At 37.6% G+C, this 12,485-nt stretch carries 11 protein-coding genes and 1 other annotated feature; of the genes, 5 read left to right on the top strand and 6 right to left on the bottom strand.

Annotated features, from left to right (window positions below; genetic code table 11):
* Window positions 1-196 precede the first annotated feature (196 nt).
* From NST14_RS24085 to NST14_RS24075, 3 genes are all read left to right on the top strand, one after another.
* Complete coding sequence (locus NST14_RS24085; RefSeq protein ID WP_001137564.1) at window positions 197-1,390, top strand: MDR family MFS transporter; 1,194 nt, start codon at window positions 197-199, stop codon at window positions 1,388-1,390.
* 188 nt (window positions 1,391-1,578) lie between these two features.
* Window positions 1,579-1,798: a binding site (T-box leader), on the top strand.
* A gap of 65 nt (window positions 1,799-1,863) precedes the next feature.
* On the top strand, window positions 1,864-4,272 hold the full coding sequence (gene leuS, locus NST14_RS24080) for a leucine--tRNA ligase (protein WP_000009457.1): 2,409 nt from the start codon (window positions 1,864-1,866) through the stop codon (window positions 4,270-4,272).
* A 203-nt stretch (window positions 4,273-4,475) separates the two neighbouring features.
* Entirely contained in the window at window positions 4,476-5,333 is an 858-nt protein-coding gene (locus NST14_RS24075) for a hypothetical protein (protein WP_341119180.1), read from the top strand.
* 44 nt (window positions 5,334-5,377) lie between these two features.
* Here the strand turns inward: NST14_RS24075 and NST14_RS24070 are convergent, their stop codons facing one another.
* The 5 genes from NST14_RS24070 to NST14_RS24050 form a co-directional block, all read right to left on the bottom strand.
* Entirely contained in the window at window positions 5,378-5,800 is a 423-nt protein-coding gene (locus NST14_RS24070; RefSeq protein WP_000180554.1) for a hypothetical protein, read from the bottom strand.
* Between the two features lie 98 nt (window positions 5,801-5,898).
* Complete coding sequence (locus tag NST14_RS24065) at window positions 5,899-6,084, bottom strand: hypothetical protein (protein ID WP_000038783.1); 186 nt, start codon at window positions 6,082-6,084, stop codon at window positions 5,899-5,901.
* Window positions 6,085-6,174: 90 nt separating this feature from the next.
* Window positions 6,175-7,260: a Ger(x)C family spore germination protein gene (locus NST14_RS24060; RefSeq protein ID WP_000411398.1), complete on the bottom strand. Its 1,086-nt coding sequence runs from the start codon at window positions 7,258-7,260 to the stop codon at window positions 6,175-6,177.
* A complete protein-coding gene (locus tag NST14_RS24055) occupies window positions 7,230-8,330 on the bottom strand; it encodes a spore germination protein (protein WP_000049063.1) in 1,101 nt (366 codons plus the stop codon). Before NST14_RS24055 ends, NST14_RS24060 begins: the two co-directional genes overlap by 31 nt.
* 17 nt (window positions 8,331-8,347) lie before the next feature.
* Entirely contained in the window at window positions 8,348-10,420 is a 2,073-nt protein-coding gene (locus NST14_RS24050) for a spore germination protein (RefSeq protein WP_220779606.1), read from the bottom strand.
* 152 nt (window positions 10,421-10,572) lie between these two features.
* Here NST14_RS24050 and NST14_RS24045 point away from each other — a divergent pair, with 152 nt between their 5' ends.
* Entirely contained in the window at window positions 10,573-11,697 is a 1,125-nt protein-coding gene (locus NST14_RS24045; RefSeq protein ID WP_229143054.1) for an alpha/beta fold hydrolase, read from the top strand.
* Window positions 11,698-11,746: 49 nt separating this feature from the next.
* Here the strand turns inward: NST14_RS24045 and NST14_RS24040 are convergent, their stop codons facing one another.
* Window positions 11,747-11,929 carry a hypothetical protein gene (locus NST14_RS24040; protein ID WP_000171893.1) on the bottom strand — a complete coding sequence of 61 codons (183 nt, stop codon included), beginning with the start codon at window positions 11,927-11,929 and terminating at the stop codon, window positions 11,747-11,749.
* A 200-nt stretch (window positions 11,930-12,129) separates the two neighbouring features.
* Between NST14_RS24040 and NST14_RS24035 the strand changes: the two genes are divergently transcribed.
* A complete protein-coding gene (locus NST14_RS24035; protein WP_000141219.1) occupies window positions 12,130-12,435 on the top strand; it encodes a rhodanese-like domain-containing protein in 306 nt (101 codons plus the stop codon).
* Window positions 12,436-12,485 lie beyond the last annotated feature (50 nt).

The following is a 12,485-nucleotide window of genomic DNA, read 5'->3' as shown; positions in this document are numbered from 1 at the left end:
CGTCGATATATCTTAATAATCGTCGATATATTTCCAAAATCGCCGATATATTTTCAAACAGCAATCAATATAATTTCATTTACCGACAAACCATTATCTGAATTTCATCAACTATTAATCAGTTGCCTTCCTATTTAAAAACGACTACAATTTTACTGTTATAGATGAACGAAAAAATAGAATAGGAGGGGAGACTATGCCAAGGAAAGTATGGCTATTAGTAGCTGGGATGATTATTAATGTCACGGGTGCTTCTTTTTTATGGCCTTTTAATACAATTTATTTGCATGATCACCTAGGGAAATCTTTATCTGTGGCCGGAATGGTATTAATGATCAACTCGCTTACTGGTGTAATCGGAAACTTGCTCGGCGGTGTTTTATTTGATAAATGGGGCGGTTATAAATCAACTTTAGTAGGGATTGTCATTACACTCGTATCGATTTTAGGTCTTGTGTTCTTCCACGGTTGGCCGTTATATGTTGTTTGGCTAGCGTTAATCGGCTTTGGTTCTGGAATGGTCTTTCCATCGATGTATGCGATGGTTGGTACGGTTTGGCCAGAGGGCGGAAGACGAGCATTTAATGCGATGTATGTTGGACAAAACGTTGGTATTGCGATCGGAACAGCGTGTGGTGGATTAGTTGCATCATATCGTTTTGATTATATTTTCTTAGCAAACTTTATTTTATACTTTGTTTTCTTCTTAATTGCTTTTATTGGATTCCGTGGTATGGAAGACAAAAAAGAGCCAGGAGTACAAAAAGAAGTGGAAACGAAAAAAGGTTGGTCGCTTACACCTGGATTCAAAGCACTTCTTATCGTATGTGTAGCATATGCTTTATGCTGGGTTACATACGTACAATGGCAAGGAGCAATTGCAACACATATGCAAGAGTTAAATATTAGTCTTCGTCACTATAGTTTATTATGGACGATAAACGGAGCGATGATCGTTTGTGCACAGCCACTAGTTAGTATGTTAATTCGCTGGATGAAGCGTTCGTTAAAACAACAAATTATGATTGGGATTCTTATTTTTGCAGTGTCATTCATTGTATTAAGTCAAGCGCAGCAATTTACGATGTTCCTCGTTGCGATGGTAACATTAACAATTGGTGAGTTATTCGTATGGCCAGCAGTTCCAACGATTGCAAATATACTTGCGCCAAAAGATAAGTTAGGGTTTTATCAAGGTGTTGTAAATAGTGCGGCGACTGTAGGGAAAATGTTCGGGCCGGTCGTTGGCGGAGCAATTGTGGATTTATACAATATGGAAGTATTGTTTATAGCAATCATGGTAATGCTTGTAGTAGCGCTTATCGCAACGAGTATTTATGATAAACGAGTAAAAGTAGAAGAAACAGTTGAAGAAAAAATTGCAGTTTAGTTTGACGGAACATGTTCACATGTTTTAGAATATATTTAAATAAAACAACCTTTAGAACAAGGGAGATAGCTCGGCTGTCTTAAGACGAATTCGTTAGTTATTAAAAGTAACGATTAACCGAGAAGCCCCGCTTTAAGTAAGCTCTTTAGAGATACGAAGTGGAGGGTAGTTCAAATTAACTCATATGTGTAATAACAGTGAGAAGGAGTAGTAGTAATAGAAGCTGGTTTAGAGAGTTGACGGTCGGTGCAAGTCAATCCACGTTTCGTTATGAACTCGCCTTTGAGTTGCAGTTGTGAAACTAATAGTAGCAATTGCCGTTAATCCACGTTACGGATCTAAGCGAATGTATATTTGTACATTAATTTAGGGTGGTACCGCGGGAATCTATAACCTCTCGTCCCTTTCTAGGGATGAGAGGTTTTTTGTATTTTGGGCGGTGAAAATAAATAGAATTTCAAGGAGGGTATCTCATGAGCTTTAATCATCAAGAAATTGAGAAGAAGTGGCAAGGGTACTGGGAAGAGAATAAAACATTCCGTACGCCAGATGAGACAGAAAAACCAAAATTTTATGCACTAGATATGTTCCCATATCCATCAGGTGCAGGCTTACACGTAGGACATCCAGAAGGTTATACAGCAACAGATATTTTATCTCGTATGAAGCGTATGCAAGGATATAACGTTCTTCATCCAATGGGATGGGATGCATTCGGTCTTCCAGCAGAGCAATATGCACTTGATACTGGAAACAGCCCAGCTGAATTTACAGAGCATAATATTAATACATTCCGTAACCAAATTAAATCATTAGGTTTCTCTTACGATTGGGACCGTGAAGTAAATACAACAGATCCAAACTACTATAAGTGGACACAATGGATCTTCCTAAAACTATTTGAAAAAGGCTTAGCTTACGTTGATGAAGTACCTGTAAACTGGTGCCCAGCACTTGGTACAGTACTTGCAAACGAAGAAATCATTGACGGTAAGAGTGAACGCGGTGGACATCCAGTTGAGCGTCGTCCGATGAGACAGTGGATGTTAAAAATTACAGCTTACGGAGATCGTCTATTAGAAGATCTAGATGAGCTTGATTGGCCAGAAAGCTTAAAAGATATGCAACGTAACTGGATCGGTCGTTCTGAAGGTGCCGAAGTACACTTCAATATCGATGGCACAGACGAGAAGTTCACAGTTTTCACAACGCGTCCTGATACATTATTCGGTGCAAGCTACTGTGTACTTGCTCCGGAACATGCACTTGTTGCTGATATTACAACTGCTGAACAAAAAGAAGCTGTAGAAGCTTACATTAATTCTGTAAAAATGAAGAGTGATTTAGAGCGTACAGAACTTGCGAAAGAGAAAACTGGTGTATTCACTGGTGCTTACGCAGTTAACCCAGTAAATGGTGAGAAATTACCAATCTGGATCGCTGATTACGTTCTTGCAACTTACGGAACAGGTGCTGTAATGGCAGTTCCAGCTCATGATGAGCGTGACTATGAATTTGCATCAACGTTCAATCTTCCAATGAAGGAAGTTGTAAAAGGCGGAGACATTACGAAAGAAGCATACACAGGTGATGGTGAACACGTAAACTCAGCATTCCTTGATGGTTTAAATAAAGAAGAAGCAATCGCAAAAATGATTGAATGGCTTGAAGTAACGAGCGCAGGAAATCAAAAAGTAACATACCGTCTACGTGACTGGTTATTCAGCCGTCAACGTTACTGGGGTGAGCCAATTCCAGTTATTCACTGGGAAGATGGCACAATGACAGCTGTAAAAGAAGAAGAATTACCATTAGTTCTTCCGAAAACAGACAACATCCGTCCTTCAGGTACAGGTGAATCACCACTTGCTAACATTGACGAGTGGGTAAATGTTGTTGATCCTGAGACTGGTAAAAAAGGTCGTCGTGAAACGAACACAATGCCACAATGGGCTGGTAGCTGCTGGTATTACTTACGTTACATCGATCCAAACAATAGCGAAGCACTTGTAGATCCTGAAAAAGTAAAACAATGGCTTCCAGTTGATATTTATATCGGCGGAGCAGAGCACGCTGTACTTCACTTACTATATGCTCGTTTCTGGCATAAAGTATTATACGATATCGGTGTAGTTCCAACGAAAGAGCCGTTCCAACAATTATTCAACCAAGGTATGATTCTAGGTGAAAACAACGAGAAAATGAGTAAATCAAAAGGTAACGTTGTAAACCCTGATGATATCGTAGCAAGCCACGGTGCAGATACACTTCGTCTATACGAAATGTTCATGGGACCATTAGATGCTTCAATCGCTTGGTCTGAAAATGGTCTTGACGGAGCTCGTCGTTTCCTAGACCGCGTATGGCGCCTATTCGTTCAAGATAACGGTGAATTAAGTGAGAAAATTACTGATGCACCAAATAAAGAGCTTGAAAAAGCTTACCACCAAACAGTGAAGAAAGTAACAGAAGACTATGCAGAGCTTCGCTTCAACACAGCGATTTCTCAAATGATGGTATTCATCAACGATGCATACAAAGCTGAAACGCTTCCGAAAGAATATGTAGAAGGTTTCGTAAAAATGATTGCACCAGTTGCACCTCACATCGGGGAAGAGCTATGGAGCAAACTTGGATACAATGAAACAATCACATATGCAAGCTGGCCAACATTTGATGAGTCTAAACTTGTAGAAGATGAAGTTGAAATCGTTGTTCAAGTTATGGGTAAAGTTCGCGCAAAACTAACAATGAGTAAAGACGCATCAAAAGAAGAAATGGAACAACTTGCACTTGAAGCAATTAAGGACCAAATTGAAGGGAAAACAGTTCGTAAAGTAATTGTAGTTCCTGGAAAACTTGTTAACGTTGTTGCAAACTAATGTATTCTAAATAAAAGCTCAGAGTATTTATGCTCTGAGCTTTTTTGTGTAGAAAATAATCTCTGGATCACCTTAGTCTAAGTTTTCAATTATTTCACTACGTACAAATAAAAGAGCGGAATTCCAATACAGACAAACACCTATTTTTCTATAGGAAATATGATAAAAAAGGTAGGCTAAATTGAGTAGAAGAGGTGAAAGGAATGAAAGGGATGGACAATAATGCACCACATGGCTTTTTCGGAGGTGGATCGGATAGTTATGAACAAATGATGTTAATGGGAGGCGGACAACAAGGGTATGGCGGAATTCCGAGCTGGATGGGTGGAACACCTGGAGGATTTTCCACATCAGTAGCTGGAGCACAAACAGGAATCCCAACATTTGTAGGCGGAGCAGCGGGAGGAGTACCAGTGGGCGTACCAACTACATTCCCATCTTTCGTTGGAGGAGTACAAACAGGATTTCCGGTACCGGGAGTAGGTGTTGTGGCAGGCGGAGTAGGTGGTTATCCACAAGGTTTTTACGGTCACCATGGCCACCACGACGGTCATCATGGACACCATCATCAAGGTCACCATGGCCATCATGGACATCACCACCAAGGTCACCATGGCCATCATGGACACCATCACCACCAAGGTCACCACGGTCATCATGGACATCATCAACAACAAGTACATCACCACGGACACCATCATATACATCCGCAGGCTGTTCTTTATCAAATTCATCAAGATCACCATGGTCACCATGGCCACCACGGCCACCAAGGTCAACATGGTCATCAAGGTCACCACGGTCACCAAGGTCAACATGGCCATCAAGGTCACCACGGCCACCAAGGTCAACATGGCCATCAAGGCCATCACGGCCACCAAGGTCAACATGGTCATCAAGGTTACCAAGGCCAACAACATCAACAACATCAACAATACCAACAGTATCAACAACAATCTTCTCCTTGGACAGGTGGAATTGGAGCAGGAGGAGCGGGGGCAGCAGCAGGAGCGGCTAGCATTAGTGGAGCAGCAGGACATGCGGGACACGTGGGTCATTAATGATTGCCAGAAAAAAAGACATAATAAAAAACTGCTAGGAAATCCTAGCAGTTTTTTTCAGCTTCTTGGCGTTGACGTTCGATTTCAGCACGAAGTTGTGGTTCTGGTGCTTGCCAGCCTTCAGGTTTTAGAATTTTACCGTCACCTTCGCGGAATCGAGGTTTCCCGTCAGGGAATAGTTTTGCCATGTTTGCGTTATTTACAATTTCGAATCCTTTATCAGGACGTACGCCCATTTCGGCAAACGTGCCGAATGCAAAGTAAATAAGGTCAATCAGTGCATCATATTGATCTTCAACAGTCGTTGCTTCTAGAAATTCTTCTAACTCTTCTTGCATAAAACTCGCACGGATTTTTGCACGTTCTTCTGTTAATTTTGTTGGAGTATTTGTTACGGGATGTCCGAATACTTCATGCATTTTTGCAACAAGTTCGTACCCTTTATCTAAACCTTTTTCGTTTGTCATGTTGTTTCATCCTTTCTCGCTTAGTGCCGAATCTCATTGTAACATAAGGTGATTATGAAATGAAAAGAACATCTTATAGAAAATAAGATGCTCGCTTGTTATTCTTCTTTCTTAATTAAAATGGATAAAATAAGATCGATGCCAAACATACCAACGAGCAACATTGGTATAACGACAAGTAAATAACGTGTGAAGGAAACATTTTTTAAGTATGTATGAGCAAATAAAAAGACGCCGAGAAATAAAATACCATTTAAAATAGGCTTTACTAATTTTTTAGACATAAGCTCCCCCATAAATATCTTCTCTCTCTATCTAAAATAAAAACTCCTCTTTCCGTTGTATCATGCCGGGAAGAGGAGTTCAATCATTTCTCATTCAATTACACCAGAATTTGTAATATTTACAGTGTATTTTATATGAATTGGAACATCTTTGTACATTTTTCTCCACTCTTCTAATTTGAATGGACGATAATGGTGTTTATATTTTGCTCCTAGCCCGAGGGGATCGACATTTAAAGATTTAAACTGCTTAATTAACTTAGCAGCTTGTTTATCTAATTGCTTTTGAACATCTTTTTCAATGTTTTTTGTGTTTTTATTATTTTCTAAGTTAATTTGTTTTGATAGTTCTTGAATACGTGCATCAAGATGAACGTGAATGAAAAAAGAAGGCTTCCCGTTTTTAATCTTTATATCGTAATATGGAATGGAACGAATGTTGTTAACCACTACGTATGCAGAATCCGTTTTAAATTCATGTGAATCTAATTTATGTTTCTCTAATAGTTCTTTAAAGATGAACATATCTTTTTCCGCAATTTTACCGATATATTTATCCTTTTTAAAAAGACCAATTCCGGTAATTTTTATTTTATCACCATGCTTCTTTAAAATGGGAATATAGTAGTCTTGTCCTTCTTGATAATAACGGAATGCTCCTACATGTAGGTTATCCGTTGGTAAAGGACCGGTCTCCATATTATGTTCTAGCAATTTTTTTATATAAATTGCAACGTTGTATGAAGTCGAATATTTGCCTTTTAAAAGTTCAGTACCATTCCCCTCTAATAAAGCAGCATATAAAGCGTTCCCTATATTCACATCTCGAAGTAATGTATCGAATGAAGTAGCCATTCCTGTTTTAGCAAGTCTTATCGTATATAGAGCGACACGCATTTGTCCGCTAGCAAAAGGTTGAGAAGATTCTAACGATGTATCTGCTTTTACTTGTTTTACCGCATTTGCAGTTCCTTCAAAAACTTGAACTTTATTTCCCTTTTTCTGAATGGGGCAAACGAATGTCACTTTTACTTTATTATCTTTTGCAACGTCAAATACGGTTCCTTGAATAAGTTGTACATCATCGATAATGTTTTTTTGTAAACATCCCGTTAGACTGAAGAATGTTATACAAGAAATAAGTATTAATTTGCTTGTGCTTTTGATTTTTTCCATTTTCTTTTCACCCACACAATGATAAATAGGATTGGGATGTATACATAAATGAGCCAAAAACTAACTTTTGCTGCATTACTAATAAAATTGTTAATATCGTGCCTGTTTGTTAAAAGTTGTGAAACAATAAGCGTGATAAAGAAAAAAGCAATTAAAATACCTCGTTGTTTTACACGAAATATTTCGTGAGTTGCTCTCATTGACGCCCATAAAGGGAGGATAAAACTTGAAATAATAACAAGTGCATAGCCTGAAATTGCAATATATTCGAGTCTTTCTATAAATGGTAATTGAATGACTTGGGTCATAGAAAGTTGGGCCCATATCGTTTTTAACAATTGTTTTTCACTAAAAAAAGAAAAGGCTAAAAGGGTGCTAAATAGATATAGAAGATTTGAAAATAGTGCTCCGAGCTGAGCGTATTTATGAGATTGCATAGGCTTTTTCACAAATGGATACACCATGAGGTAAATCTCAAAACCGGTCATACTGTAGATTGACAGTTGAGCGGATTTTAAAATGTCTGAAAAAGAATGTGTAAATATAGGTAGTAAATTATCCCAATGTGAGTATTTCAAAACGAATAAACTTAGAAATAAATATCCTAATGTACCACCAATAGAGATGACGCAAATACCGGTAATTACACGAAATCCAGAAGAGATAATGTAATAGCTAACTAAGCACAAAAAGAGTGTTAACATAAAGGTGGAAGCGGTAGGAAACATCCATACTTGAATAATTTCAACATACGTTCGAATAACCGAAATACTGACGATTAAAAAATAAGCTGCAAAGATGATATTAAAGACATTTCCTATCCACTTTCCAAACGTTTGCCTTTGTAAATCAATTAAATTTCCATTTGTTTCTTTTAATAAAAAATACATCATCCATATAAGGAGATGGATACAGAGTCCTGTGATTACAACGCCCATCCATCCGTCATATCCAGCGGCCTTTGCGATGATTCGAGCGAAGCCGAGAACGCCAGCACCGAACTGTGCACCGTGAATTAAGAAGAAAACGAAGATAGGAGATATTTGATATTTTTCTTGAACTTTACTCATCGAATGCACCTCATTTCTTAATCATCAAAGTCTGATCTATGTTTTGTTGAAATTCCTTTCGCTGCTTTTTTTACATGTTGTGGCCTTGCTTGTACATCCCGTGTATCAATCATTGTTAAAGGGAAACGGATCCAAGAATCTTTAACAGATTGTTGTCTTGTTGGGTAGAACAAAGCGTACGGCTTGCGTAAAGAAGTAAGTCTAAATAGGTGCGTAAATAAGAAGATAAATCCAAGTGAAATCCCGAAAAGTCCTCCTATTTCTGCAAATATGAGAAACGGGAAACGTAGTAATCGAACCGCATTACCCATTTTATAAATAGGTGTAATAAAGGAAGCGAGTGCTGATAAGGCAACGATAATTAATAAAATATTACTCGTTAAACCAGCTTGTACAGATGCTTGTCCGATTACGATACCGCCTACAATACCGAGCGTTTGACCAACTTTCATCGGTAACCTTGCCCCAGCTTCTCTCAGTAAATCGATTGCGAGTTCTAAAAAGAGTGCTTCAATTAAAGGCGGGAATGGTACTTGCGCCCTTGATAAAATTAAAGTTTCAAGTAAATCACTCGGAATGAGTTCATAATGATAATTTAAAACTGCAACGTATAACGGTGTAGCACATATAGAGAATAAAACGGAAATAAGACGTAAAACCCTTGAGAATGTAGCGTATAGCCAAGAGACGTTGTAGTCTTCTGGTGAAATGAAAAAATCGAAATAGGATACAGGTGTTAGTAAAACACTTGGAGAACCGTCCACAAAAATAGCGATTTTCCCATCGATTAGTGCTTTTGTAACTCTATCAGTGCGTTCTGTATTGATATAGAGAGGGAAAATCGACTTTTCTCCCATCAATTCTTGTAAATAAGCACTATCATTAATTTGATCATATTCAAGAGCACGTAAAGACTCCTCTAGAAAATCAACATTATCTTTTTCAGCAAGGTTGTCTAAATACATCATGACAACTTTTGTTTTGGAAAACTCACCGATAATCATCTCTTTTGTTTGTAAATCTAAAACAGGAAGACGTTTTCGTACTAAATTTATGTTTGTATCAATATCTTCTACAAAACCTTCTTGCGGACCAATAACAGTCGATTCATTTAAAGGAGGAGTTGGTGCACGATAATTATCAATTGCAATATTTGCGAGCATACATTTTTGATCTTGTTGATTTACTTGAACAATCGCATGCCCCTTTAAAACCATGTCCTCAATTTTTTGTAAATCGTTCGTAATTGTAATGCCGCTCATCGGAATATGTTCCTTCAGCTCTTCTAGTGATGCGTTAGGTCGTTCTAAAAGAGTGGGCATTAAATATTTTTGTAATTTCTCTCCATCAAGCGAAGGACGATAGTAAGAAATCCAATAAGGCATCGTTTCGTCGTCGGATGTATGATAATTCACAAAATCACTAGACTTTTTCAGCTTCTCTATTAAATCTTGTAAAGAATGAATACGATCTTTTTCTGGTTTCGAAAAATCATAAATACTATTACCTTTAGAATTTTGTTGCTTATCCTGATTTGAGTTGTCTTGTTTAGAGTGTTGCTGTTGACCCTGATCGGAGTCGTTCTGCTTAGAATGCTTCTGTTGCCCTTGATTCGAGTCGTTTTGTTTAGAGTGTTGCTGTTGACCCTGATCGGAGTCGTTCTGCTTAGAATGCTTCTGTTGCTCTTGATTGGAGTCGTCTTGCTTAGAGTGTTGCTGTTGACCCTGATCGGAGTCGTTCTGCTTAGAATGCTTCTGTTGCTCTTGATTGGAGTCGTCTTGCTTAGAATGCTTCTGTTGCCCTTGATTGGAGTCATCTTGTTTAGAATGCTTCTGTTGCTCTTGAGAAGATTCATCTTGTTTAGCACTTTGTTGCTGATTTTGATTCGATTGATTTTGCTGCTTATCTTGAGAAGATTCCTTGTGTTCCTCTTTTTTTTGCTCGCTATTGTTACCTTTATTATGTTTCGTACTTCTAGTCTGTTCTTTGTTGTCGTCCTCTTGATTGTTAGGTTTTTGCTCCGAATTATCTGTTTCGTTTTTCTCTGTTGTATTTGATTTTTTTTTCTTACGTAGCCAATTCCAAATCATATGTATGCCCTCTTTGATTGTGTAATATAGTGCTATTTTGTGGCTAATTTTGTATATTATTCATTTATTTATGAAAAGAAGGAGGAGATGGGTTTGCATAGAAAAAATCCTTTAGTAAGCAGTACATACTATGACGAGAAGAGGGCGAGTCTGTGCAAATTGTAAAAAAGGAGAAATTTATTTTAAAGGAGTTTACATTTGAAAATGGTAGGACAATTCCTGTTCAAATGGGGTATGAGACTTATGGTACTTTAAATAGAGAAAGGTCAAATACGATTTTGGTTTGTCATTATTTTAGTGCAACTAGTCACGCGGCAGGAAAATATACAGCGCATGATGAGGAGTCTGGCTGGTGGGATGGTTTAATTGGACCGGGAAAAGCAATTGATACAAATAAATACTTTGTTATATGCACTGATAATCTTTGTAATGTGCAGGTGAAGAACCCTTATGTAATTACAACGGGACCGAAATCGATTAATCCGAAAACTGGAGATGAATATGCGATGGACTTTCCAGTTTTTACATTTCTTCATGTAGCTCGTATGCAATACGAGTTAATAAAAGATATGGGAATCCCAAGGTTACACGCTGTAATGGGCCCATCAGCTGGCGGGATGATTGCGCAGCAATGGGCTGTTCATTATCCTCATATGGTAGAGCGGATGATTGGTGTTATTACGAACCCGCAAAATCCAATTATTACGTCGGTAAATGTAGCGCAAAATGCAATTGAGGCTATCCGGCTGGATCCAAGTTGGAAGGGCGGGAAATATGGAGAAGAGCAGCCAATGAAGGGGCTTCAGTTAGCAAATAGAATGATGTTTATGAACGCGTTTGATGAGCATTTTTATGAAACAACCTTCCCTCGTAATAGTATAGAAGTAGAACCGTATGAAAAGGTTTCTTCATTAACATCATTTGAGAAAGAGATAAATAAATTGACATATAGAAGTATAGAGTTAGTAGATGCAAATTCGTGGATGTACACTGCGAAAGCAGTTTTATTACATGACATTGCGCATGGATTTTCGTCTTTAGAAGAGGCGCTGTCTAATGTAGAAGCAAATGTACTTATGATTCCGTGTAAACAAGATTTGCTTCAGCCGTCACGTTATAATTATAAAATGGTAGACCTATTGCAAAAACAAGGGAAGTATGCAGAAGTATATGAGATAGAAAGTATAAATGGGCATATGGCGGGAGTATTTGATATTCATTTATTTGAAAAGAAAGTGTATGAGTTTTTAAATCGGAAAGTATCTAGTTTTGTGTAGAAAATAAATGATGTGAAAAAGGTGCAATGTATGTAGTAGGCACCTTTTTTTACATGATTTGTAGGCGGAAAATATATGTGGCAATTGCTATACCGAAGAATGCAATACTAAGTAATAGAAATAAGAATGACATTTCTTGTGGTGATTTTATCTTTTTATTATTTTTCATACTAAGTGCAATAATTGCAGCGAGTAAGAACACAATGCTCATAATGAAAAGAAAAAGTGTCATTTTAATCGACTCCCTTCATAAAACAAGTATATTGAGGATACAATGCACGAGTTATGTTTGTAAAGAATAAGTTTTGCGAGAAAATTGAGAAATAAATTCTCCGTTCTTTGCGTTCTTTCTTTCGCATGCTAAAATTGATGAGGAATGATTATTCAAGGAAGAAACTAAAGGTTTTTATTGTATATAAGGAGGAACGAAATATGACAGAAGTGAAAACAATTACTACAGAAGAAGTACAAGAGCGTTTAGAAAACGGAGAAACGTTATTTTTAGTAGACGTAAGAGAAGATGAAGAAGTAGCAACAGGGAAAATTCCAGAAGCTGTACATATTAAAATGGGGGATATCCCAAATAAAGTAGATTTCTTTGATAAAGAGAATGAATATATCTTTATTTGTCGCTCGGGAATGCGCAGTGAAAATGTATGCCATTATTTAAATGAGCAAGGCTTTAAAACAGTGAACATGGTTGGCGGTATGCTTCAATATGAAGGCGAAATCAAATAAGTAGTTTAAAAAACTTGAAACGAGTCTGTTTCAAGTTTTTTTCTTTTGCA

Origin of the sequence: Bacillus sp. FSL W8-0519, assembly GCF_038005585.1 — a bacterium.
In the GTDB taxonomy this organism is placed as follows: Bacteria; Bacillota; Bacilli; order Bacillales; family Bacillaceae_G; genus Bacillus_A; species Bacillus_A paranthracis.
The sequence above is the reverse complement of the archived record's forward strand: the minus strand, read 5'-3'. Positions and strand labels throughout refer to the sequence as shown.

Excerpts from the sequence above, each read along its gene's own strand:
- NST14_RS24085 (WP_001137564.1), top strand. The coding sequence starts at position 197 with ATGCCAAGGAAAGTATGGCTATTAGTAGCTGGGATGATTATTAATGTC.
- leuS (WP_000009457.1), top strand. The coding sequence starts at position 1,864 with ATGAGCTTTAATCATCAAGAAATTGAGAAGAAGTGGCAAGGGTACTGG.
- NST14_RS24075 (WP_341119180.1), top strand. The coding sequence starts at position 4,476 with ATGAAAGGGATGGACAATAATGCACCACATGGCTTTTTCGGAGGTGGA.
- NST14_RS24070 (WP_000180554.1), bottom strand. The coding sequence starts at position 5,800 with ATGACAAACGAAAAAGGTTTAGATAAAGGGTACGAACTTGTTGCAAAA.
- NST14_RS24065 (WP_000038783.1), bottom strand. The coding sequence starts at position 6,084 with ATGTCTAAAAAATTAGTAAAGCCTATTTTAAATGGTATTTTATTTCTC.
- NST14_RS24060 (WP_000411398.1), bottom strand. The coding sequence starts at position 7,260 with ATGGAAAAAATCAAAAGCACAAGCAAATTAATACTTATTTCTTGTATA.
- NST14_RS24055 (WP_000049063.1), bottom strand. The coding sequence starts at position 8,330 with ATGAGTAAAGTTCAAGAAAAATATCAAATATCTCCTATCTTCGTTTTC.
- NST14_RS24050 (WP_220779606.1), bottom strand. The coding sequence starts at position 10,420 with ATGATTTGGAATTGGCTACGTAAGAAAAAAAAATCAAATACAACAGAG.
- NST14_RS24040 (WP_000171893.1), bottom strand. The coding sequence starts at position 11,929 with ATGACACTTTTTCTTTTCATTATGAGCATTGTGTTCTTACTCGCTGCA.
- NST14_RS24035 (WP_000141219.1), top strand. The coding sequence starts at position 12,130 with ATGACAGAAGTGAAAACAATTACTACAGAAGAAGTACAAGAGCGTTTA.